Below are 21,915 nucleotides of genomic sequence, written 5' to 3' on the forward strand. Positions count from 1 at the left end.
CGTCGGGCCGTGACATCGGCCGCGGGTCGGACTACGGTGGGGTGTCACAAGGCGACCACGGTCCGCCCTTGGCCGGGTGGACCGGGACAAGGAGGCAGCAATGGAAACGAGCATCGTGGGCGTCGGAGTGGGCATCACCGATCGCTTCCGCACCGTCGTCGAAGAGAAGATCGCCAAGATCCAGACACTCGCCGCCAAGGCGCAACGCCTGGACGTGAAGGTCACGCACCGGGTCTACCGCAACGGTCGGATCCCGGACGAGACGGTCGAGTTGACGCTGGTCGGGAAGGGCCCCGTGGTCCGTGCCGAAGCCGTCGACGGCGACAAGTTCGTGGCGCTCGACCTCGCGATCGACAAGATGACCGAGCAGCTGCGCCGCGCGAAGGAGAAGCGCGTCGACGGACGACAGCATCCGCGAGGCCCGCACTTCGAGAAGGGCAGCGGCTCGCTCGAGGGCATCGACGTGCAACCCGCCTCCGCCGAGGTGCTGCACGCCGTGGCGACGGGGAGCATCCCCGTGCAGAGCGAGGAGGAGGAGGACTACTCCCCGGTCGTCATCCGCACGAAGAGCTTCGAGGCGGAGTGGATGACGGTGGAGGAGGCCGTCGACCGGATGGAGCTCGTCGGGCACGACTTCTTCCTCTTCGTCGACGCGCGCACCGACCACCCGAGCGTGGTCTACCGCCGCAAGGGCTGGGACTACGGTGTCATCGCCCTCAGCACGCAGGCTCCGCCCGCCGAGGCGCTCGCCTCCTGACAGGACCGAGAACGGCCCGATCCCTGCGGGGATCGGGCCGTTCTCGTGTGAAGCTCGGCAGGCGTCAGTCGAAGATGCCGTCCAGGAGGCTGCCGATGACGAGGCCCCCGAGGAGGCCGGAGGCGATGTCGCCGCCGCCCATGCCGCCACCGCGGCGCGGGCCGCCGCCCCAGCCGCCGCCCCAGTCCTGATCCTGCGGGCGGGACGAGTCGATGTCGCGCTGCGCGAGCTGGAGCGCCTCCGCGGCGAGGTACGCGACGCGACGTGCTTGGGTGAGGGCCGCCTCGCGCGTCTCCTCGGCGGGCAGGAGTCCCGGGAGATCGACGCGGAGACGCTCGGCCTCGGCGAGACGGGTACGGGCATCGGCGCCGATCCATCCGCGGTGGCCGGCGATGAGGCCGCGAGCGACGCCCAGCTGCCGGTCGGCGTCATCCATCGCGTGCTGCACCTGCGCGATGGACGGCAGGGGGTTCTCGGCGCGGTGTCGCGCCGTGGCGATGGCGTGGTCGAGGCCCGCGTTCGCTTCGCGCAGTTGGGAGAGCTCGGCGAACGGGTCGTTGGGCTGCCCGGAGGGGGTGAGCGCGGCCAGAGCCGCCTGCAGCCGCGCGACGGCTTCTGCCACGGCGGGCGTGGAAGGAGCTGTCCGCGCGGCGATGAGGTCGTTGCGGGAGTCGGCGATGACCTCGGCCAGCGTCGACTCGGCGCGCAGCGCCTCGATCTCGAAGTCCTCGACGGCATCGAGCAGGGCGCCGGCGCGGCGCGTCGCCTCGGTGGCCGTCTCCAGCGCGAGGTTCGCCTCCTCGTTCTGCTTCGCGGCACGCCGGCGCTCCGAGATGTCGGCGCTGTGGGTGGCGAAGCGGATCAGCTGCTCCGCCTCGGCGGCGCTCGCGGTGATCTGATGCATGGCGGAGTCGGCGTAGCGGGCGGACAGCCGGGACACGGTCTCGTCCGTCTGCGGGATACGGGCACTCAGGGCCTCGGCGTCGGCGCGTACCTGTGCGATGATCTCGGGCGCTCGCCGCACCTTCGCGACCGACTCCGCGAGCACGGTGGTCTTCTCGTCGAGCAGGTCCTGGGCCCATTCGCAGAGCTGCAGGATGCGCGCGTTGCGGGTGCGCAGCTCCTCGTCGGTGTCCGGGATCTCGTCGTGGTTGAGCTGGTGGAGCTGGAACGCCTCCCGCAGGTGCGTCCGGACCGACAGCAGCGCGGCCTTGAGGTCGGACGTCAGGGACTCGCCGAGCTCGGCCTCCGCGAAGACGAGCTCGTCGGAGGTGGTGCGGATCCGCTCGTCGGCGGCGACGAGTGCCTGCTCCGCGCGTCGGGCGAGGTCCGCGTCCTGCGCGGCGAGTTCTTCCTGTTCGCGTTTGCGTCTACCCCAAAATCCAGCCATGTGCTGATCCTAGTTTCCCCGGCACCCGCGCGGGCTGAGCATCCGCTTCAGGCGAACGGCCCGCCGCGGAGCTCAGGCGGGCACCGCGACGGCGTCCTCGTCGCCGACGGCCAACGGCGTCGCCTTCGCCGGACGTCCCCTCTTGGGCCGTTCGGTGGTCAGTTCCAGCGCCATCTCGGGGTGCGGGTGCTGCGCGAGCCGGGCCTCCGCCTGATCGAGCCAGCGGAGCTCGGCTTCCGCCGCGCAGATGAGGGAGTCGAGGACGAGCGACCACGCGAGGTCCTCGGGGCTGCCCGCCGCGAGCCCGGGGGAGGGCGTGCGGCGCAGCTCGTCCAGCCGCTGCTGCGAGGCGTCCCGCTGGCTGCGGAGGATGGTCGCGGCATCCACTCCGGGCAGCGTGGCGGCGACCGCGAGTTTCACGGCGAGCTCCTCGCGCGTCGCCGGCGCGCGGAGCACCGGGGCGGCGAGCCAGCGCGCCGCCTCGGCCGAGCCCGCTGCGGTGATGTGCCAGTAGACATGGCCGTGGTCGTCGGCCTCCCCGCGCTGGACGAGGCCGTCGCGCTCGAGTCGCTCCAGGGTGTTGTAGATCTGGCCGACGTTGAGGGGCCAGGTCGACCCGGTCCGGCGGTCGAACTCGTGGCGCAGCTGGTAGCCGTAACAGGGGCCCTGATCGAGGATGGCGAGCAGGCTCTGGCGTACGGACATGGCCGGTCTCCCGAGGGTGGTGGATGGAAAGCAGTGCCGAGTATATGCATACCCGGCAATTTCTCTGACGCGGCGCGGCGGCCGCCCTTGCAGGCGACGTGGAGGTCACAGCCCGGTAACATGGCAAAGCATGCCTGTCGCTCGCCTCGCGACGACCGGCGAATGACCCAATGACAGGGAGATGACATCCGTGGCGAATCCTCTTGAGAAGCTGCTGCGTGCAGGTGAGGGGCGGATCATCCGCCGTCTGAACCAGGTGGTGAAGGCGGTGAACGCCCTCGAGGAGGACATCTCCCAGCTCACGGACGATGAGCTGCGCAACGAGACCGCCGAGCTGCGCGCCCGGTACGAGAAGGGCGAGACGCTCGACCAGCTCATGCCGGAGGCGTTCGCCGCGGTGCGCGAAGCCGCGAAGCGAACGCTCGGCATGCGCGCGTACGACGTGCAGATCATGGGTGGCGCGGCCCTGCACCTCGGCAACATCGCGGAGATGAAGACCGGTGAGGGCAAGACCCTCGTCGCGACCTTCCCCGCCTACCTGAACGCGATCGCGGGCGAGGGCGTGCACGTCATCACCGTGAACGACTTCCTCGCGAGCTACCAGGCGGAGCTCATGGGTCGTGTCTACCGCGCGCTCGGCATGACGACGGGCATCATCGTGTCCGGGCAGACGCCCGCCGTGCGCCGGGAGCAGTACGCCGCCGACATCACCTACGGGACGAACAACGAGTTCGGCTTCGACTACCTCCGCGACAACATGGCCTGGCGCAAGGAGGACCTCGTCCAGCGCGAGCACTTCTTCGCGATCGTCGACGAGGTGGACTCCATCCTCATCGACGAGGCGCGCACGCCTCTGATCATCTCCGGGCCGTCGTCCGGTGAGGCGAACCGCTGGTTCGCCGAGTTCGCCAAGATCGCGCGCACGCTCGTCGCCGGCGAGGACTACGAGGTCGACGAGAAGAAGCGCACCGTCGGCGTCCTGGAGCCCGGCATCGAGAAGGTCGAGGACTACCTCGGCATCGACAACCTCTACGAGTCGGCAAACACGCCGCTGATCTCGTTCCTGAACAACTCCATCAAGGCGCTCGCGCTCTTCAAGAAGGACACCGACTACGTCGTCATGAACGACGAGGTCATGATCGTCGACGAGCACACCGGCCGTATCCTCGTCGGCCGCCGCTACAACGAGGGCATCCACCAGGCGATCGAGGCGAAGGAGGGCGTGCCGGTCAAGGCCGAGAACCAGACCCTCGCCACCGTCACGCTGCAGAACTACTTCCGCCTCTACGACAAGCTCGCCGGCATGACCGGTACGGCCGAGACCGAGGCCGCCGAGTTCATGTCGACGTACAAGCTCGGCGTCATCCCGATCCCCACGAACAGGCCGATGATCCGCAAGGACCAGCCGGATCTCGTGTACAAGAACGAGGCGGCGAAGTTCGCGCAGGTCGTCGAGGACATCGCGGAGCGCCACGCGAGTGGTCAGCCCGTGCTCGTGGGCACCACCAGCGTCGAGAAGAGCGAATACCTGTCGCGGCTGCTCGCGAAGAAGGGCGTCAAGCACGAGGTCCTCAACGCGAAGAACCACGCGCGCGAGGCGGAGATCGTCGCCCGCGCCGGTCGGCTCGGTGCCGTGACGGTCGCGACGAACATGGCCGGTCGAGGCACGGACATCATGCTCGGTGGTAACGCCGAGTTCCTCGCGGTGCAGGAGCTGAAGGCGAAGGGGCTCGACCCGGTGGAGACGCCGGAGGAGTACGAGGTCGCCTGGGACGAGACCTACGAGGCGATGAAGAAGGTCGTCGAGGAGGAGGCCGAGAAGGTCATCGAGGCCGGTGGCCTCTATGTGCTCGGCACCGAGCGCCACGAATCGCGCCGCATCGACAACCAGCTGCGCGGTCGTTCCGGCCGTCAGGGCGACCCGGGCGAGAGCCGCTTCTACCTGAGCCTCACCGACGACCTCATGCGTCTGTTCCAGTCGGGTGCCGCCGAGGCGATCCTGGCCCGCACGAACTTCCCGGACGATGTGCCGATCGAGTCGGGCCTCGTGTCCCGCGCGATCCGCAGCGCGCAGTCGCAGGTCGAGGCCCGCAACGCCGAGATGCGCAAGAACGTCCTCAAGTACGACGACGTCCTCAACCGTCAGCGTGAGGCGATCTACGCCGACCGTCGACAGATCCTCCAGGGCGACGACATCGCCGACCGGGTGCAGCACTTCATCGAGGACGCGATCAGCGGCGTCGTGCGCGACCACACCGGCGAGGGACACAACGAGAGCTGGGACTTCGACGCCCTCTGGACCGAGCTGAAGACGCTCTACCCGGTGAGCGTCACGATCGACGAGGTCGTCTCCGAGGCCGCAGGCCGCAAGGGTGGCATCACCGCCGAGGGTCTCACGCGCGAGCTGCTCTCGGACGCGAAGATCGCGTATGAGAAGCGCGAGGAGTCGCTCGGCGAGGCCGCGACCCGCGAGCTCGAGCGTCGCGTGGTCCTGCAGGTGCTCGACCGCCGCTGGCGCGACCACCTGTACGAGATGGACTACCTCAAGGACGGCATCGGCCTGCGGGCGATGGCGCAGCGTGACCCGCTCATCGAGTACCAGCGCGAGGGCTACGCGATGTTCCAGTCGATGATGGGCCAGATCAAGGAGGAGTCGGTCGGCTACCTCTACAACCTCGAGGTCGAGGTCCGTCGCGCGGGCGACGCCGAGACCGCGGAGGTCGAGGCGAAGGGCCTCGCCAACGACGGCGGAGAGCAGCGGCTGGAGTACTCGGCCGCCAACGACGCCGGAGAGGTCGAGGTCCGCAACGACCGGGGCCAGGTGCAGCAGGCCGCGACCGACCGGATGCGTCAGGCCGCCGCGCGCGCTCAGGCACCGCAGGCGGCCGAGCCCGAGGAGGCTCCGCGCGGGGCCTTCGGGCAGCGCACGGAGCAGAGCGCCCCGGCCGCGGGCAACCGCGAGCAGCGCCGCGCGCAGAGCAAGAAGAAGAAGTAGCCCCCGGGTGAGAAGGAGGGCCAGTCCGTGCGGATTGGCCCTCCTTTCGTCCCTGTAGGCTTGATCGATGACACCATCGCGCACCTTCGACCAGTCGTCGAAGCTCAAGAACGTCCTGTACGAGATCCGCGGAAACGCCCTCGTCGAGGCGGCGCGACTGGAGGCAGAGGGCCACCGGATCCTCAAGCTGAACACCGGCAATCCGGCGATCTTCGGGTTCGACGCCCCGCATCAGATCGTGCACGACATGCTCGCCGCGCTCCCCACGGCCCACGGCTACAGCGACAGCAAGGGCATCATCTCGGCTCGCCGCGCCGTCGTGAGCCGGTACGAGGAGATCGACGGGTTCCCCCGTTTCGATCCGGACGACGTCTACCTCGGCAACGGCGTCTCCGAGCTGATCACCATGACCATGCAGGCGCTGCTGGACGAGGGGGACGAGGTCCTCATCCCCGCCCCCGACTACCCGCTCTGGACGGCCATGACGAGCCTCGCCGGCGGCACCCCCGTGCACTACCTCTGCGACGAGGACGACGACTGGCAGCCCGACCTCGAGGACATCCGGTCGAAGATCACCCCGCGCACCAAAGCGCTCGTGATCATCAACCCGAACAACCCCACCGGCGTGGTCTACTCGCGGCAGGTGCTGGAGGGACTCGTGCAGATCGCGCGGGAGCACCAGCTCCTTATCCTCTCCGACGAGATCTACGACCGGATCCTCTTCGACGACGCGGTGCACATCCCGACGGCGACTCTCGCCCCTGATCTGCTCTGCCTCACCTTCAACGGACTGTCCAAGACCTACCGCGTCGCCGGCTACCGCTCCGGGTGGATGGTCGTCACGGGTCCCCAGGACCATGCCAAGGGGTTCATCGAGGGGATCACCCTGCTGGCGTCGACCCGGCTCTGCCCGAACGTCCCTGCCCAGCATGCCGTGCAGGCGGCGCTGTCCGGAGTCCAGTCGATCGACGCCCTCATCGCCCCGACGGGGCGTCTTCACGAGCAGCGCGACATCGCCTGGGAAGGGTTGGAGGCCATTCCCGGCGTCTCCTGCGTGAAGCCCCAGGGCGCTCTCTACGCGTTCCCCCGACTGGACCCGGACGTGCACGAGATCCGTGACGACGCCAAGCTCGTCTACGACCTGCTCGTCTCGGAGCACATCCTCCTCGTGCAGGGCACCGGGTTCAACTGGCCGACGCCTGATCACCTGCGGCTCGTGACCCTGCCAGAGCCGCGAGTGCTGAGCGAAGCCGTCGAGCGCCTCGGGAACTTCCTGTCGAGCTACCGCCAGTAGTCGCCGGAGGGGCGGACGGCTCGAGACCGGCCGCGAGCCGACGGATGGCAGCGACGAGCGCCGACCGCGGCGCGACGTCCGAGATCGGCCGGGCATGGAGGAGAGCCGCGTCGACGGCGCGCCGATCCAGGGGAAGGAAGACGATGTCGGTGAGCCCGGCGAACCGCTCCAACGTGCGACGGATCTGACTCCGGGCATCGAGGCCGAGGGGGCCGGGTCGGACCTGGTTCACGACCACCGTCACCGGCGTCTGGCCCACGAGGCGCCGGAGCTCGGCGTGGTCGCGGAGGAATCGGCTGATCCCCAACGGATCCGCTGCCGCCACCGCCACGACCCGGTCCGCCTCGCTCAGCGCTGCGACGGTCGCCGCGTGCCGCCGCGGGCCGACCACGTCGTAGGTCGCCTCCTCGTCCGCGTCGACGGCGGCCGCGACGTCCACGACGGTCTCCTCCGTCCATGTCCGGCAGAGGGAGAGCGTCGCCCGGACTCGCGCATCGGACAGTTCCGGCCAGCGGTTGGGGCGGTTGAGCCCGGCCAGCACATCGACCTCGGCACCTCCGGCTGCGAGGCGGGTGGAGAGGCGGGTCAGTTCCGCCGGATCCAGCGCGCCGGCCTCGGCGCGACGGCAGGCGGCGGCGAGGCCTGGGGCGTCATCGTCCATCCCGAGGAGCAGCGCGAGAGCGGGGGCCACGGTGTCCGCATCGACCAGCGCCGTCCGGCGTCCGCGGCGCGCCAGCTCCACGGCGAGCTGGACGGCGACCGTCGACCGCCCCGGCGCCCCGTGCGGACCCCAGACGGCGATGACCCGGGACGGAGCCGACGGATCCGGGGCGACGGGCTGAAGGTCGGCGGACAGTGCCGACGCGATCTCCCACCCCGCTGCATCCGCGCGCAGGGGAGGGGCGAGGCCCATCCGTATCGCGGCGCGACCGTCCGCGCCTCCGAGTGTGAGGACGCGGATGCCGGCGCGGTCGCACGTGGACAGCAGGTCGGTGGTCAGCACAGCCCTGCTCGCGGGAACGACGACGGCCTCCACCTCCGGATGCAGACGAGATGTGATCATCGCCGCGGAGGCGGAGGGGATGCTGGCGGCCGAGACGCCCTCCCACTCCAGCTCGGCGACCAGCTCGTCGGCCCGCGGCGCGGCCACCGCGATGAGGACGACGCTCACGACCCTGCCCCGACCGGGACCACGGAGAGTGCCGCACCGCCGGTGACCGCGGCGAGCACCGCCGCGACATCGCTCCGGTCGATCACGATCTCCAGCTCCGCGGTGGTGTCCGCCAGGAGCCCCTCCCGCTCGAGGACGGTACGCACGACGACGTCTCCGACGAGGATGCGGGGCTCGTCATAGGAACGCCCGTCCTCGCGCAGGGGCGCCTGCCAGATCTCGACCTCGGTTCCGGCCTCCACGTCTTCGGGAAGGCCCACGCTGCTCGCGACGACGACCGTCGTCGTGCGGCTGTCCACTGCCGTCGTCGTCGCCGTCCTGGGCACCAGCTCGCCCTCCGACAGCGTCCGGGCCGCGACCTGGCCCGTGTCGAGCTGGCCTGGCCGGAGGTACTCGTCGGACACGGCCCCCAGCGCCACATCGACGGTCGCGAAGTCGGAGGCGCGGAGGACTTCTCCGCGGACGATCGTGCGCTGCGCCTGAAGCACCGGCGTCGCCTGATCGGATGAGGTGAGCACGAACCAGACGCCGGCCATCGACGCCAGGACGAGCACGATGCCCACCGCGAAGCGGGCATCTCCGCGGAAGCGACGAGGGGAACGGGAGAGCGGGGCCATGGCGATATGGTCACAGAAGCGGCCACCAGGGCCGTCGAGTTATCCACAAGCTCTCGCCACCCCGCACCTCCTCCGCCCTGCGCGCCCAGAATGAGGGCATGACACCCCCGCACCCGCACACCCCCCGTTTCCTCGCGCCTGCGCAGGTGGCAGAGCTGCTGAGCATCGATGTGGACGAGGTGATCGCGCTCGTCCATGCCGGAGACCTTCGCGGCGCCCCCCTCGGTGCGCCCGCGCGCTGGCGCATCGAGGAGTCGAGCATCGAGGAGTACCTGGCCGCGCAGGTGGAGGAGGCGCGGCGGATGGCCCTGTGGCGGCAGTCGCAGGCCGCGAGCTTCCCCGAGCTGTGGGGACCCGCCGCGTCCCGGCGTCCCTGATCGTCAGAGAGTCGGAGCTCCCTGCACGCGGATCGCGGCGAGGGCGGCGTACGGCACGATCCGGAAGCCCCGTACCGCGTCGGCCCGGCGGGTGGCGCCGCTGTCGTGCTCGGCGAGATCGAGGTGGTCGGCGGCGGCGCGATCGATGGTCCCGTGGAGATCGTCGCCGACGAGGAGGCGGAGCTGCACCGGAAGACGGCGACGCGCGAGGTCGCGGAGGGCGAACCCCAAGGTCATCCGTTCGCGGAGCGTGGTCGCTCCACCGTTCGTGTCGTCGGCGAGGCTGCCCAGCATCGATCCGTGGTCGAGCGTGAGTCCGAGCACGGATGTCATCGGGATCAGCAGCATGGAGCTCGGCACGCGCGCGCCCTGGGGCACGCGCGAGACGGCGGCGAGCCAGTCCACGCCCAGGGACCGCAGGCCGACGGGCAGGTGAGCCCCGTCGACGAGGTGGAGTGTCGCTTCGATGTTCGCGGCGCACAGATGGCGCAATCGAGCGCGCAGGTCGAGTCGAGCGATGCGGAGTCGCTCGGACTCGGCGTCGCGGGCGGCGCGTTCCGCCTCCCACTCCGCGGCGAGCTGTCCTTCCAGGTCGTCGAAGAGGGAATCCCAGTGCACCCGACCGAGCGTAGGGGCGGACATCGTGTCGTCCGAGTTATCCACATCCGCGCGGACGGTCGCCCCGGCCCTCGCCCGAAGCGCGGAATCTACGGGTTGTCCACAGACCTCCTCCTGCGCCGACCGTGCCGTACCGGGAACGTGTTCTACTGACGGCTCGCCGACGCCTCCGAGGGGAGATCGAGATGATGCTGGCCGAGTACTTCGGACCGCAGCCCACTCCGGCCGATGAGCTTCCGGACCCCGTGCTCCTCGTGCGGAGCCTCACCCAGGGGGCGCTCGAGGCCCTCGCCGGAGTGCGGGAGGTGGATCAGCTCGCCCGCTGGTTCAGCGAGGAGGCGTACCGCAGCGTCGTCACCAGGGCCAACCTCGCCGCCCGCGCGCGCAGTGCTCGCGGTGTCGCGCCGACCCGACCCACCTTCGTCATCCGGACGGTGCGGGTGACGCACCCGCGGGACGGCATCGTCGAGGCGGTCGTCGTGGTCGCGGGCCCGGGGCGCACCCGTGCCGTGGCCATCCGACTCGAGGGGCTGGACCGACGGTGGCGCGCGACGTCGCTCGCCATCCTCTGAGGCCGGGGAGCCTAGGCTGGTGAGGTGTCAACCCTCAGTGATCTCGCCCAGGCCCAGGGCCTTCTGACCGACGACGACGTGGAGTGGCTGCACCGGCTCGCCGGTGACGGACAGCTCCTCGCGGACCTCGCCTCCGCCGATATCGTCCTGTGGATCCAGACGGACGACGGCTCGTTCGTCGCCGTCGCTCACGCGCGACCGAGCGGTGCGGCGACGCTCTTCTACCGGGACATCGTCGGGGAGCGGGTGCGCCCGCAGTGGCGCACGCAGGTGCACGGCGCTTTCGAGTCGGCGGAGATCGTCGACTCGTCCTCGCCCGACTGGTTCGAGGAGACACCGACCAGGGTGCGCGCGGTCCCGATCGTGATCGAGCGGCGCGGCGAGGACAAGGCTCCGCGCGTGATCGGGGTGGTGACGCGGCACACCAACCTCGGGGAGGTCCGCACGCCGTCGCGTCAGCAGATCACCTTCGACGAGTGTGCCAACGACCTGTTCCGCATGATCGCGGACGGCAGCTTCCCCGACCCTGCAGCGCCGACATCGCCGCGCCGCGGTGCGCCTCGGGCATCGGACGGTCTCATCCGGATCGACGTGGACGGCATCACGACCTTCGCCAGCCCCAACGCCCTGTCCGCGTTCAATCGGATGGGCTTCGACGACGAGCTGGAGGGCGAGTCCCTGGCCGAGGTGACCACCCGGCTCGTACCGCCGTCCCGCCAGGTGGACGAGTCGCTGCCCGTGGTGGTCACGGGGCGGGCGCCCTGGCGGACCGACATCGAGGCGCGGGGGGTGACGGTCTCCCTCCGTGCCATCCCCCTGAAGGATCACGGCACCCGCATCGGGGCGATCGTGCTCTGCCGCGACGTCTCGGAGCTGCGCCACCAGGAGCAGGAGCTCATCACCAAGGACGCGACGATCCGCGAGATCCACCACCGGGTCAAGAACAATCTGCAGACGGTGGCGTCCCTGCTCCGGATCCAGGCGCGACGCACGCACTCCGACGAGGCGCGGGATGCTCTCACGCAGGCCATGCGCCGCGTCGATGCGATCGCGGTCGTCCACGACACCCTCGCTCAGGGCCTCACGCAGAAGGTCGACTTCGACGAGGTCTTCCATCGTGTCCTCAAGCTCGTCGCCGAGGTGGCGTCGGCTCCCAACACGCGGGCCCGCACGCAGTCGACGGGACACTTCGGCGTGCTCCCGAGCGAATACGCCACGCCGCTCGCCCTCGCCCTGACGGAGGTGGTCACGAACGCGGTGGAGCATGGCCTCGCCGGGCAGGAGGGCGTCGTCACGATCGACGCGAAGCGCACCGAGGACAACCTCCGGGTGACGGTTCGCGATACCGGCCACGGGCTCCCGGAGGGCCGGATCGGTCAGGGCCTCGGCACGCAGATCATCCGCACGCTGATCCAGGGCGAGCTCGGCGGCACGATCGACTGGCGGGGGAGCGAGGGTGAGGGGACCGAGGTGGTCATCGACATCCCGCTGCGCTGGCTCGAGCGCTGACGCCCCGTCGGAACACGCAGAAGCGGCCTGAGACGGTGTCTCAGGCCGCTTCTCGGATCTCAGGAGGCGCGGCGGGCGCGGGCGGCGCGGCGCTTGAGCGCGCGGCGCTCGTCCTCGGACAGGCCGCCCCAGACGCCCGAGTCCTGGCTGGTTTCCAGCGCGTACTGCAGGCAGATCTCGGTGACCGTGCACGTCGCGCAGACGGTCTTCGCCTTCTCGATCTGGTCGACGGCCGGGCCGGTGTTGCCGACCGGGAAGAACAGTTCGGGGTCGACGGTCAGGCAGGCGGCCTTGTCACGCCAGTCCATGGGGGCTCCTCGGTGTGGATTTCATGAGATGTCGCGATGCGACCTCTCGATTCGGGCGACGGTTCGGGTTCCGCTACCCTGTTGAGATACGGGCGGATGCCCGCTGATTGTGATGCGAACGCGAACGTTCGCCCCACGCCGCTGTGGGAGCACATGACTTTCTCTATTCTGTTACATGAATACCCTGAAATCAAGGGTTTTCTCGTCATTCGATCCCCGGGAGGACCACGTGCGCGCACCGGGAATCGCCCGCGCCGCCGCCGCCGTCCTGGCCGTCGAAGCGGTCGCCCTGCTCGTCTTCGCGGCCATCGAGATGGCGGGACTCGGGGCAGGGGACGCCGCATCGCTGCCGACGGCCATCGCTCTCATCGTCCTGACCCTGATCGGTGCCGCGGCACTGGGAGCCTTCGCCGTCGGCACCCGCGCCGGGCGCTCCTGGGCGCGATCGGGCGGGGTGGTGTTCCAGGTCCTCGCGATCGCCCTGGCGCTCGGCGCCCTCGCGCTGCCGCCGATCCCGTGGGTGTTCGTGCTCGGCCTCGGGGTTCCCGCCGTCGCCGGCTTCGCCCTCCTCATCGCGAGCGCACGCCGTGAGGGGACGAGGCGCGAAGCGGAGTGACTCCGCCGCGACGCGTCAGGCGTCGATGCCGAGCTGCTTGCGCAGACGCGCGACGTGGCCGGTGGCCTTCACGTTGTACTGGGCACTCGTGATGATGCCGTCCTCGTCAAGGACGAAGGTCGAGCGGATGACGCCTTCGACGACCTTGCCGTAGTTCATCTTCTCGCCCCAGGCGCCGTACGCCTCGTGCACCGCGTGGTCGGGGTCGCTGAGCAGCGGGAAGGTGAGACCGTCGCGGTCGCGGAAGGCGGCGAGCTTCGCAGGCTCGTCCCTCGAGACGCCGACGACCTGGTACCCGGCGCCCTGGAGCGAAGAGATGCTGTCGCGGAAGTCGCAGGCCTCGGTGGTGCACCCCGGGGTCATCGCCGCGGGGTAGAAGTACAGCACGGTCTTCGTGCCGCGCAGATCGGCCAGCCGGACGGTGTTCCCGTCCTGGTCGAGCAGAGCGAAGTCGGGGGCGGCGGTTCCGGTTTCCAGGCGTTCGGTCACGCCCCCAGCCTACCGTCCGGGCGGCTGCTCCGCCTTGTCGGCGAAGGTCTGCAGCAGCCGCTGCAGCGAGTCCAGCCGCGCCCGCCCCGTCTCGCTCAGCTCGCCGCGCTCCGCTGCCTCGATGAGAGCGCAGTCCGGCGCGTCCGGCAGGTGCGTGCAGCCGCGCGGGCAGTCCTCCGCGATGACGGCGAGCTCGGTGAAGGCGGCGAGGATGTTCGCGGGCTCGACGTGCCCCAGCCCGAAGGAGCGCACGCCGGGGGTGTCGATGACCCAGCCCGTGCCGCCTGGGCCCTCGTAGCGGAGGGACACGGTGGAGGAGGAGGTGTGGCGTCCCCGGCCGGTGACCTGGTTCACGTGTCCGGTGGCGCGGCCCGCGGTCGGGACCAAGGCGTTCACGAGGGTCGACTTGCCCACGCCGGAGTGCCCGACGAAGACGGTCGAGTGGCCGATGAGCGCCGCGCCGATCTCGTCGACGGGCATCTCGTCCTGTGCGCTCGTGAAGACGCGGAGGTCGAGGCCGTCGAAGTGCGCGAGGAAGGGCGCCGGGTCGGCGAGATCGGTCTTCGTCACCACGAGGAGGGGGCGGATCCCGGCGTCGAGGGCCGCCACGAGGTAGCGGTCGACCAGGCGGGCACGCGGCTCGGGATCGGCCGCGGCGACGACGATGAGCATCTGGTCCGCGTTCGCCACGATCACCCGTTCGACCTCGTCGGTGTCGTCGGCGCTGCGACGCAGGAGCGAGGTCCGCTCGACGATCCCCACGATCCGCCCGAGCGTGCCCTCGTCTCCCGAGGTGTCGCCGACGACGCGGGCCTGGTCGCCCGTGACGATCGGCGTGCGCCGCAGCTCGCGGGCGCGGGCGGCGGTGATCGTGCGCTCCTGCGGGGTGTCCTCGTCGAGGAGTACGGAGTACCGGCCCCGGTCCACACCCAGGACGCGGCCGACCTGCGCGTCCTCGTGCGCGGGGCGCCGCTTGGTGCGCGGTCGGTTGGCCTTCGGGTTCGGGCGGGTCCGGATGCTGCTCTCGTCGTAGTCCTCGAAGTCGTCCTCGAGGTCGTCGGCGTCGTTCAGCCAGCTCACCCGTCAGCCTCGCAGCATCCGCTCCCAGAGCGTGGTGAACTCCGGGAGGGTCTTGGCGGTGGTGCCGATGTCGTCGATCACGACGTCGGGGACGCGGAGGCCGATGAGCGCGCCGGTCGTCGCCATCCGGTGGTCGTGGTGCGCCGCCCAGGAGCCACCGCGGAGCGGGCCCGGCACGATGCGGATGCCGTCGGGGAGCTCTTCGGCGGTCCCGCCCAGAGCGCGCAGGTTGCCGACGAGCGCCGCGATGCGATCGGTCTCGTGGAGGCGGATGTGGCCGATGCCCCGGATCGTCGTGGGGCCGTCGGCGAAGGCCGCGAGACCCACGAGGGTCGGCGTCAGCTCGCTGGCGGCGGAGAGGTCGAGATCGAGCCCGCGGATGCCGGAACCGGCGCGCACGGTGAGGACCCCGCCGTGACGGCTGACGTGGGCGCCTGCAGCCTGCAGGATCTCGGGCAGCAGCGCCCCGGGCTGGGTCGAGTGCGCCGGCCAGCCGGTGATCGCGACGGAGCCGCCGGTGACGAGCGCGGCCGCGAGGAACGGTGCCGCATTGGAGAGATCCGGCTCGATGGGGATCTCCTTGGCGCGGGGGACCCCGGCCTCCACCAGCCACTCGCCGACCGCGGGGCGCTCGATGCGGATGCCACGGCGGCTGAGGGCCTCGATGGTCATGTCGATGTGCGGCAGGCTCGGCAGCCGCTCGCCGGTGTGCACGAGGTGCAGGCCGACGTCGAAGCGTGGAGCGGCCAGAAGCAGCCCGGACACGAACTGGCTGGAGGCCGACGCGTCGATCTCCACGCGACCGCCGCGGATGTGACCGTGGCCGCGGATGGTGAACGGGAGGGCCCAGGTTCCCTCGTCGTCGATGTCGACGCCGAGGTCGCGCAGGGCGCTGATGAGCCCGCCCATGGGTCGGTGCAGAGCCGTCTCGTGCGCGGTGAGGTGGACGTCCTGCTCGGCGAGGCCGGCCAGCGGCGCGATGAAGCGCATGACGGTCCCGGCCTGGCCGCAGTCGATCGTCGTGCCGCCGCGGAGCTTGCCGGGCGTGATCACGAGGTCGGGACCGAACTCGTGGCCGGCGTCGACCTCCTCGATGCCGACGCCGAGCGCGCGGAGGGCCTCCACCATGCGCTGCGAATCGTCAGAGTGCAGCGGCGCGATCAGGCGGCCGGGGCCGTCCGCGATGGCCGCGATGAGGAGTTCGCGGTTGGTGAGGGACTTGGACCCGGGGATCGTGAGCTCGGCGTGGACCGGGCCGTCGATCGTGGGCGCGGGGTAGGCGCCCTGCACACGGGTCGGGGAATACCTTTTGGCGCTCATCGGTTCTCACCTTAGTAAACGCAACGCCGTCCTCGTGAGAGGCGGCTTCGGTGCGAAGGGAAGAGGATGCCTGCGACGCTGGAACGCGAGGTGATCGACCTCAGCCGCCTAGACTGGCCGGTGATGGACGACACCGCAACCGCAGCCACCGTCGGCGACCCTCGGCGCGAGTTCGAGGAGCAGGCGCTCCCCTTCATGGACCAGCTCTACGCCGCCGCGATGCGCATGACGCGCAATCCCGCGGACGCCGCCGATCTCGTGCAGGAGACCTTCGTCAAGGCCTACGGGTCGTGGTCGACCTTCGCGCAGGGAACGAACCTGAAGGCGTGGCTGTACCGGATCCTCACCAACACGTACATCAACATCTACCGGAAGCGGCAGCGCGAACCGTTCCAGGGCACCATCGACGAGCTCGAGGACTGGCAGCTCGGCGGCGCCGAGTCGACGACGGCCTCGCACAGCCGGTCGGCCGAAGCCGAGGCCATCGACCGCATGCCGGCGTCGGTCGTCAAGGACGCGCTGCAGGCGGTCCCGGAGGACTTCCGTCTCGCGGTGTACCTCGCCGACGTCGAGGGCTTCGCGTACCAGGAGATCGCCGACATCATGAAGACCCCCATCGGCACCGTCATGAGCCGTCTGCACCGTGGCAGGCGGATGCTGCGGGAGCTGCTGGCCGACTACGCCGCGGAGCGGGGAATCGCCGCGGCTGACCCGAGGAGCAAGAAATGAGCGACTGCGGCTGCGACAAGGCCCGTCAGGATCTGGAGGAGTACCTCCGCAATGAGGTGTGCAAGACGGAGCACGCCGAGATCCGCGAGCACCTGGAGAACTGCCCGGCGTGCCGGGACGAGGCTCTGGTGGCGACGACCCTCACCGAGGTCATCGCCCGTGCCTGCAAGGAGACCGCTCCCGAGGAGCTGCGCGACCAGGTGTTCGCCCGGCTGCGCGAGGTCCAGGCCGCACAGCACTGAGGCGCTGCGAGCGCGTGCGGGGCGTCGGAGACCGCCCGTAGGCTGTGTGCATGGCCCTCATCGATGCGCGCGGGATCCCCGCTGACCAGACCTCCGTCGACCGCCTCGCGGCACAGGACCTCGACTACCGGGTCCTCGATACGACGGACTCGGCGCGGGTGGCCGCCTTCCAGCGAGCGATGGCGCGCGGGTTCCTCGGCGCCGACCCCTCGGAGGCGGCTCGCGAGGAAGGCGTCGGCACCCTGAGGAGCCGGCGCAACATCGGCGTGTACGAGCCCGACACCCCGGCCGACCGTTTCCCCGTGGCGACCATCGACTCCTGGGTGACTCCGCTGACGATCCCCGGCGGTGAGATCGGCATGTGGGCGATCAGCGGAGTCACTGTGGCCGGCACCCATCGTCGTCGTGGCATCGCGCGGGCGCTGCTGGAGGGGGAGCTGCGCGCCGCCTCCGACGCCGGTCTCCCGGTCGCCGGGCTCACGGTGTCCGAGGCGACGATCTACGGGCGGTACGGCTTCGGCTCTGCCGTCCCGGTGTCGCGGTTCACCGTCGACGTCCGCCGCGCCGGATGGGCGGGGCCCGGTCCCGCGGGCGGCGTCGAGTACCTCGAGCGCGAAGAGCTCGCGGCCGCGCTGGCGGAGGCGCACGAGCGGGCGCGTATCGCCCGATCGGGGCAGGTCCCCGGATGGCCGGCCCGCTGGGCGGGCATCAGCGGGCTCGCGAGCACAGACACCGACCGGGACCGGGTGCGCGGTATCCGCTATCGCGACGAGTCCGGGCAGGTGCGCGGCGTGATGGCGTTCCACCTCGCCGAGCGCGGGGGCACTTTCCGGTTCGCGCTGCACGTGCGTCTGCTCGTCGGCGAGACGGCGGAGGCGACGGCCGCATTGTGGCGATTCGCGCTGCAGCACGATCTCGTGGACGAGGTGACCGCCGACCTCCGTCCTCTCGACGACCCGCTGCCGTGGCTCGTCGGAGACCCGCGCGGGGTCACCCAGGAGGTGCACGACCACGGTTGGCTCCGCGTCCTGGACGTCCCCGCCGCGCTCACGGCCCGGTCCTACGCCGCGCCCCTGGACACGGTGCTCCGCATCGAGGACGCGCTCGGTTTCGCGGCGGGCACCTGGCGTCTGCGCATCGACGCCGAGGGGCAGGCGCGCGTCGAGGCGGCTCCGGATACCGGGGCGGACCTCGTCCTCGACGTCTCCGCGCTCTCGTCGATCTACGCAGGCAGTATCCGTGTCGCCGCGCTGCACGGTGCGGGCCGGATCGCCGGCGCGCCCGCGGCCGTCGAGGCCCTGGACCGCGCGTTCGTCGCCTTCCCGGCTCCGTCCCTCGACATCTGGTACTGATCCCCGGACGACGAGAAGGGCGCCCCGGCCGAAGCCGGGGCGCCCTTCTCGTCGTCCGAGAGCGGATCAGCCGAGGGTGACCGCCGCGCGGATCAGAGCGGCCTGCTCGGTGGCGTGCACCTTGGACGAGCCCGTCGCCGGAGACGCCGAAGCCGGACGCGACACGGGGCGGAAGGAGCGGTCGCCGGGGACATCCGCGAACGCGAGGGCCAGGAACGGCCACGCGCCCTGGTTCTCCGGCTCCTCCTGCACCCATACGAGCTCGGCGTTCGGGTACGAGTCGGTGATCTTCTTCAGCTCGTCGATGGGTGTCGGGTAGAGCTGCTCCAGACGCACCAGGGCGATCTCCGGGTTCGGGTTCTTCTCCAGCTCGGCGCGGAGGTCCCAGTGCACCTTGCCGCTGTGCACGAGGACGCGCTTCACGGCGGAACGATCGAGACCGCGGTCGTCGTCGATGACCGGCTCGAACCGACCGCCGGTGAACGCCTCGACCGGGCTCGTCGCTCCCCGCAGGCGCAGCATCGCCTTCGGGGTGAACACGATCAGCGGCTTGCGCGGGCGCGCATAGGCCTGACGGCGCAGTAGGTGGAAGTGCGACGCCGGCGTCGACGGACGCGCCACGATCATGTTGTCCTGTGCGCACAGCTGCAGGAACCGCTCGATGCGTGCGGAGGAGTGGTCCGGCCCCTGACCCTCGTAGCCGTGGGGGAGCAGGAGGGTGACGCTGGACTGCTGACCCCACTTCTGCTCCGCGGCGGAGATGTACTCGTCGATGACCGACTGCGCGCCGTTGACGAAGTCGCCGAACTGCGCCTCCCAGAGCACCAGGGCTTCGGGAGCCTCCACGGAATAGCCGTACTCGAAGCCGAGTGCGGCGTACTCGCTGAGGAGGGAGTCGTAGACGAAGAAGCGGCCCTGGGCGTCGGACAGATTCGACAGCGGCAGCCACTCCTGGCCGTTCGCCCGGTCATGGAGCGCGGCGTGACGCTGTACGAACGTCCCGCGGCGCGAGTCCTGGCCGGCGAGGCGCACCGGAGTGCCCTCGACGAGAAGCGACCCGAAGGCGAGCAGCTCGCCGAAGCCCCAGTCGATGTTCCCGTTGCGGCTCATGTCGAGACGCTTCTCCAGCAGCTGCTGGATCTTCGGGTGCACGGTGAAGCCCTCGGGCTTGTTCACGAACGCATCGCCGATGAGGCGGATGACCTCCGCGGGGACACCGGTGACCTCGGGGGCTCCGACCTGGTCCTCGACCTGCGGGGCCTCCTCGGGGGCGATCGGGGTGGCTCCGGTCTCGGCGGCGTGCGTCTCGGCGAAGGCGATCTCCAGGCGGTTCTGGAAGTCGGCCTTGGCCTCGTCGTACTCCTCCTCGGTGATGTCACCGCGACCGACGAGCGACTCCGTGTAGAGGCGGCGGACGGAGCGCTTCGCCTGGATGAGGTCGGTCATCAGCGGCTGCGTCATCGAGGGGTCGTCGCCCTCGTTGTGACCGCGTCGGCGGTAGCAGACGAGGTCGATCACGACGTCGCGGTGGAAGCGCTCGCGGTACTCGAACGCGAGCTGGGCCACGTGGATGACCGCCTCGGGGTCGTCGCCGTTCACGTGGAAGACGGGTGCCTGGATCGTCTTGGCGACGTCGGTGGCGTACACCGAGGTGCGGGCGTCGCTCGGCGTCGTGGTGAAGCCGACCTGGTTGTTGACGACCACGTGGATCGTGCCGCCGGTGCGGTAGCCGCGCAGCTGCGACATCTGCAGCGTCTCGACGACGACGCCCTGGCCGGCGAAGGCCGCGTCGCCGTGGACGAGGATCGGCAGCCAGGCGAAGGTGCCGATGGGCTTGCGGTCCTGCTTGGCGCGGACGATGCCCTCGAGCACGCCGTCGACCGTCTCCAGGTGCGAGGGGTTGGCGGCCAGGTACACGGGGAGCGAGGAGCCGTCGTCGGCGACGAAGGTGCCCTCGGTGCCGAGGTGATACTTCACGTCGCCGGAGCCGCGCTGGTTGCCGGGGGTCTGCGTGCCCTCGAACTCGCGGAAGACCTGGCCGTAGGTCTTCCCGGCGATGTTGGTGAGCACGTTCAGGCGACCGCGGTGGGCCATGCCGATCGCGGCACCCTCGAGACCGGCGGTGGCCGCGCCTTGGAGGATCTCGTCGAGGAGCGGGATCAGCGACTCGCCGCCCTCGAGGGAGAAGCGCTTCTGACCGACGAACTTCGTCTGCAGGAAGGTCTCGAAGGCCTCGGCCTCGTTGAGCTTGCGCAGCACGCGCAGCTGCTCGTCATGGCCGGGCTTCTGGTACTTGACCTCGACCTTGTCCTGGAACCAGCGGCGCTGCTCCGGGTCCTGGATGTGCATGTACTCGATGCCGAGCGTGCGGCAGTACGAGTCGCGCAGCACGCCGAGGATGTCGCGGAGCTTCGCGACGCGGCGCCCGCCGAAGCCGCCGGTGACGAATTCGCGGTCGAGGTCCCAGAACGTCAGCCCGTGACTCTCGATCTCGAGGTCCGGGTGCGAGCGCTGCCGGTACTCGAGCGGATCGATGTCGGCCATCAGATGACCGCGCACGCGGAAGGAGTTGATGAGCTCCTGCACGCGCGACTGCTTGTCGACGCGCTCGGCGAGGTCGACCGCGATGTCGGGGTTCCAGCGGATGGGCGCGTACGGGATGCGCAGCGCGGCGAAGATGTCGTCGTAGAAGCCGCGCTGGCCGATCAGCAGCTCGTGCACCTTCTTGAGGAACTCGCCGGAGCCGGCGCCCTGGATGACGCGGTGGTCGTAGGTGCTGGTGAGCGTGATCGTCTTGCCGATCGCGAGCTCGTTGAGCGTCTTGTCGCTCGCGCCCTGGAACTCGGCCGGGTACTCGAGCGCGCCGGCGCCGATGATGCAGCCCTGGCCCTTCATGAGACGCGGGACCGAGTGGACCGTGCCGATGCCGCCCGGGTTGGTGAGCGAGACCGTGGTGCCCTGGAAGTCGGCGGCGGTGAGCTTGTTGGAGCGTGCGCGGGTGACGAGGTCCTCGTAGGCGGCGAGGTACTCGGTGAAGGTCATGGTGTCGGCGCGCTTGATGCTCGGGACCATGAGGGCGCGGGTGCCATCGGGCTTGGGCAGGTCGATCGCGATGCCGAGGTTGACGTGCGCGGGGGCGACGACGGAGGGCTTGCCGTCGATCTCGGCGTAGAAGACGTTCTGGCTGCGGAACTCGTCGAGGGTGCGGATGAGCGCCCAGCCGATGAGGTGGGTGAAGCTGACCTTGCCGCCGCGGGTGCGGGCCATGTGGTTGTTGATGACGATGCGGTTGTCGATCATCAGCTTGGCGGGGACCGTGCGCACGCTCGTCGCGGTGGGGACGGTGAGGGACTCGTCCATGTTCGCGGCGAGGGTCTTCGGCAGACCGCGCAGCGGGGTGACCTTGTCCTCCTCGGAGGGCGGCTGCGCCTCCTTGGATTCCTGCTTCGGCTTCGGCGCCTGGGCGGGGATCGGGGCAGACGCCGCGGGCTTCGCCGTGGTGCGGGCGACGGGCTGCGAGCCGATCACCGGGATGGGCGCGGTCACGGGATGTGCCGGGGCCGTCGTCGCGGTGGGAGCAGCAGCGCCTCCGCCTGCGGTGGTCTCGGAGTGGTACTTCTCCAGGATGGGCCACCACTCCTTGTCGACCGAGTCGCGGTTCTCCTTGAACTGCTCGTAGAGCTCTTCGACGAGCCAGGAATTGGCTCCGAACCCCCCGTCGCCACCGACGCCGGTCACCTGGTTCGACACGCTCTATCGCCCTCTTTCATCGCT

Annotated in this window: 20 protein-coding genes; 10 read left to right on the plus strand and 10 right to left on the minus strand. The window is 70.3% G+C overall.

What is annotated here, in order from left to right; genetic code table 11:
* The first annotated feature begins 100 nt into the window (after positions 1 to 100).
* A complete protein-coding gene (gene hpf, locus RI211_RS06395; protein ID WP_025103048.1) occupies positions 101 to 757 on the plus strand; it encodes a ribosome hibernation-promoting factor, HPF/YfiA family in 657 nt (218 codons plus the stop codon).
* Positions 758 to 821: 64 nt separating this feature from the next.
* Here hpf and RI211_RS06400 read toward each other — a convergent pair whose 3' ends face one another.
* Positions 822 to 2,147 (minus strand): coiled-coil domain-containing protein, encoded by a 1,326-nt coding sequence (locus RI211_RS06400; RefSeq protein WP_315637106.1) that lies wholly within the window; start codon positions 2,145 to 2,147, stop codon positions 822 to 824.
* A 72-nt stretch (positions 2,148 to 2,219) separates the two neighbouring features.
* Positions 2,220 to 2,852, minus strand: a complete 633-nt coding sequence (locus tag RI211_RS06405; protein WP_315637105.1) for a PadR family transcriptional regulator — start codon at positions 2,850 to 2,852, stop codon at positions 2,220 to 2,222.
* 190 nt (positions 2,853 to 3,042) lie between these two features.
* Between RI211_RS06405 and secA the strand changes: the two genes are divergently transcribed.
* Together secA and RI211_RS06415 are read left to right on the plus strand one after the other, a co-directional pair.
* A complete protein-coding gene (gene secA, locus RI211_RS06410) occupies positions 3,043 to 5,847 on the plus strand; it encodes a preprotein translocase subunit SecA (RefSeq protein WP_187663732.1) in 2,805 nt (934 codons plus the stop codon).
* Positions 5,848 to 5,914: 67 nt separating this feature from the next.
* On the plus strand, positions 5,915 to 7,141 hold the full coding sequence (locus RI211_RS06415; protein ID WP_315637104.1) for a pyridoxal phosphate-dependent aminotransferase: 1,227 nt from the start codon (positions 5,915 to 5,917) through the stop codon (positions 7,139 to 7,141).
* Here the strand turns inward: RI211_RS06415 and RI211_RS06420 are convergent.
* Together RI211_RS06420 and RI211_RS06425 are read right to left on the minus strand one after the other, a co-directional pair.
* A complete protein-coding gene (locus RI211_RS06420) occupies positions 7,032 to 8,312 on the minus strand; it encodes a CpaE/TadZ family protein (protein WP_315637103.1) in 1,281 nt (426 codons plus the stop codon). The genes RI211_RS06415 and RI211_RS06420 overlap by 110 nt on opposite strands.
* Positions 8,309 to 8,929 (minus strand): SAF domain-containing protein, encoded by a 621-nt coding sequence (locus RI211_RS06425; protein ID WP_315637102.1) that lies wholly within the window; start codon positions 8,927 to 8,929, stop codon positions 8,309 to 8,311. The genes RI211_RS06420 and RI211_RS06425 overlap by 4 nt, the downstream gene beginning before the upstream one ends.
* A gap of 98 nt (positions 8,930 to 9,027) precedes the next feature.
* Between RI211_RS06425 and RI211_RS06430 the strand changes: the two genes are divergently transcribed.
* Positions 9,028 to 9,306: a helix-turn-helix domain-containing protein gene (locus RI211_RS06430; RefSeq protein WP_259955251.1), complete on the plus strand. Its 279-nt coding sequence runs from the start codon at positions 9,028 to 9,030 to the stop codon at positions 9,304 to 9,306.
* Positions 9,307 to 9,309: 3 nt separating this feature from the next.
* Here RI211_RS06430 and RI211_RS06435 read toward each other — a convergent pair whose 3' ends face one another.
* Entirely contained in the window at positions 9,310 to 9,924 is a 615-nt protein-coding gene (locus RI211_RS06435; RefSeq protein WP_187664133.1) for a hypothetical protein, read from the minus strand.
* A gap of 185 nt (positions 9,925 to 10,109) precedes the next feature.
* On the opposite strand from RI211_RS06435, the gene RI211_RS06440 reads away from it, so the two are divergent.
* Both RI211_RS06440 and RI211_RS06445 read left to right on the plus strand, forming a co-directional pair.
* Positions 10,110 to 10,496 carry an Rv3235 family protein gene (locus RI211_RS06440; RefSeq protein WP_187663737.1) on the plus strand — a complete coding sequence of 129 codons (387 nt, stop codon included), beginning with the start codon at positions 10,110 to 10,112 and terminating at the stop codon, positions 10,494 to 10,496.
* A gap of 24 nt (positions 10,497 to 10,520) precedes the next feature.
* On the plus strand, positions 10,521 to 12,005 hold the full coding sequence (locus tag RI211_RS06445; RefSeq protein ID WP_187663738.1) for a sensor histidine kinase: 1,485 nt from the start codon (positions 10,521 to 10,523) through the stop codon (positions 12,003 to 12,005).
* Positions 12,006 to 12,064: 59 nt separating this feature from the next.
* Here the strand turns inward: RI211_RS06445 and RI211_RS06450 are convergent, their stop codons facing one another.
* Positions 12,065 to 12,313, minus strand: coding sequence for a WhiB family transcriptional regulator (locus RI211_RS06450; RefSeq protein WP_017203224.1), 249 nt, complete (start codon positions 12,311 to 12,313; stop codon positions 12,065 to 12,067).
* A gap of 229 nt (positions 12,314 to 12,542) precedes the next feature.
* Here RI211_RS06450 and RI211_RS06455 point away from each other — a divergent pair, with 229 nt between their 5' ends.
* Entirely contained in the window at positions 12,543 to 12,929 is a 387-nt protein-coding gene (locus tag RI211_RS06455) for a hypothetical protein (RefSeq protein WP_315637100.1), read from the plus strand.
* A gap of 15 nt (positions 12,930 to 12,944) precedes the next feature.
* On the opposite strand, the gene bcp is transcribed toward RI211_RS06455, so the two are convergent.
* The 3 genes from bcp to aroA are packed head-to-tail and all read right to left on the minus strand — an operon-like array spanning position 12,945 to position 15,818.
* Positions 12,945 to 13,418, minus strand: coding sequence for a thioredoxin-dependent thiol peroxidase (bcp, locus tag RI211_RS06460; RefSeq protein WP_259955259.1), 474 nt, complete (start codon positions 13,416 to 13,418; stop codon positions 12,945 to 12,947).
* 9 nt (positions 13,419 to 13,427) lie between these two features.
* Positions 13,428 to 14,498 carry a ribosome small subunit-dependent GTPase A gene (rsgA, locus tag RI211_RS06465; protein ID WP_259955260.1) on the minus strand — a complete coding sequence of 357 codons (1,071 nt, stop codon included), beginning with the start codon at positions 14,496 to 14,498 and terminating at the stop codon, positions 13,428 to 13,430.
* A gap of 3 nt (positions 14,499 to 14,501) precedes the next feature.
* Entirely contained in the window at positions 14,502 to 15,818 is a 1,317-nt protein-coding gene (aroA, locus tag RI211_RS06470) for a 3-phosphoshikimate 1-carboxyvinyltransferase (protein ID WP_259955261.1), read from the minus strand.
* A 123-nt stretch (positions 15,819 to 15,941) separates the two neighbouring features.
* Between aroA and RI211_RS06475 the strand changes: the two genes are divergently transcribed.
* The 3 genes from RI211_RS06475 to RI211_RS06485 are packed head-to-tail and all read left to right on the plus strand — an operon-like array spanning position 15,942 to position 18,141.
* Positions 15,942 to 16,547 carry a sigma-70 family RNA polymerase sigma factor gene (locus RI211_RS06475; RefSeq protein ID WP_200839056.1) on the plus strand — a complete coding sequence of 202 codons (606 nt, stop codon included), beginning with the start codon at positions 15,942 to 15,944 and terminating at the stop codon, positions 16,545 to 16,547.
* Positions 16,544 to 16,789, plus strand: a complete 246-nt coding sequence (locus RI211_RS06480) for a zf-HC2 domain-containing protein (protein WP_025103064.1) — start codon at positions 16,544 to 16,546, stop codon at positions 16,787 to 16,789. The genes RI211_RS06475 and RI211_RS06480 overlap by 4 nt, the downstream gene beginning before the upstream one ends.
* Positions 16,790 to 16,839: 50 nt before the next feature.
* The gene (locus RI211_RS06485) at positions 16,840 to 18,141 is read left to right on the plus strand and encodes a GNAT family N-acetyltransferase (RefSeq protein ID WP_187663743.1); all 1,302 of its coding nucleotides are present in this window, start codon (positions 16,840 to 16,842) and stop codon (positions 18,139 to 18,141) included.
* A gap of 66 nt (positions 18,142 to 18,207) precedes the next feature.
* Here RI211_RS06485 and RI211_RS06490 read toward each other — a convergent pair whose 3' ends face one another.
* Positions 18,208 to 21,891, minus strand: coding sequence for a multifunctional oxoglutarate decarboxylase/oxoglutarate dehydrogenase thiamine pyrophosphate-binding subunit/dihydrolipoyllysine-residue succinyltransferase subunit (locus tag RI211_RS06490; RefSeq protein WP_187663744.1), 3,684 nt, complete (start codon positions 21,889 to 21,891; stop codon positions 18,208 to 18,210).
* Between the last annotated feature and the right edge of the window lie 24 nt (positions 21,892 to 21,915).

It is taken from the genome of Microbacterium meiriae (assembly GCF_032364335.1).
Lineage (GTDB): Bacteria > Actinomycetota > Actinomycetes > Actinomycetales > Microbacteriaceae > Microbacterium > Microbacterium meiriae.

Coding starts and splice junctions, on each gene's coding strand:
- hpf (WP_025103048.1), top strand. CDS start 101: ATGGAAACGAGCATCGTGGGCGTCGGAGTGGGCATCACCGATCGCTTC.
- RI211_RS06400 (WP_315637106.1), bottom strand. CDS start 2,147: ATGGCTGGATTTTGGGGTAGACGCAAACGCGAACAGGAAGAACTCGCC.
- RI211_RS06405 (WP_315637105.1), bottom strand. CDS start 2,852: ATGTCCGTACGCCAGAGCCTGCTCGCCATCCTCGATCAGGGCCCCTGT.
- RI211_RS06415 (WP_315637104.1), top strand. CDS start 5,915: ATGACACCATCGCGCACCTTCGACCAGTCGTCGAAGCTCAAGAACGTC.
- RI211_RS06425 (WP_315637102.1), bottom strand. CDS start 8,929: ATGGCCCCGCTCTCCCGTTCCCCTCGTCGCTTCCGCGGAGATGCCCGC.
- RI211_RS06430 (WP_259955251.1), top strand. CDS start 9,028: ATGACACCCCCGCACCCGCACACCCCCCGTTTCCTCGCGCCTGCGCAG.
- RI211_RS06440 (WP_187663737.1), top strand. CDS start 10,110: ATGATGCTGGCCGAGTACTTCGGACCGCAGCCCACTCCGGCCGATGAG.
- RI211_RS06450 (WP_017203224.1), bottom strand. CDS start 12,313: ATGGACTGGCGTGACAAGGCCGCCTGCCTGACCGTCGACCCCGAACTG.
- aroA (WP_259955261.1), bottom strand. CDS start 15,818: ATGAGCGCCAAAAGGTATTCCCCGACCCGTGTGCAGGGCGCCTACCCC.
- RI211_RS06475 (WP_200839056.1), top strand. CDS start 15,942: ATGGACGACACCGCAACCGCAGCCACCGTCGGCGACCCTCGGCGCGAG.
- RI211_RS06480 (WP_025103064.1), top strand. CDS start 16,544: ATGAGCGACTGCGGCTGCGACAAGGCCCGTCAGGATCTGGAGGAGTAC.
- RI211_RS06485 (WP_187663743.1), top strand. CDS start 16,840: ATGGCCCTCATCGATGCGCGCGGGATCCCCGCTGACCAGACCTCCGTC.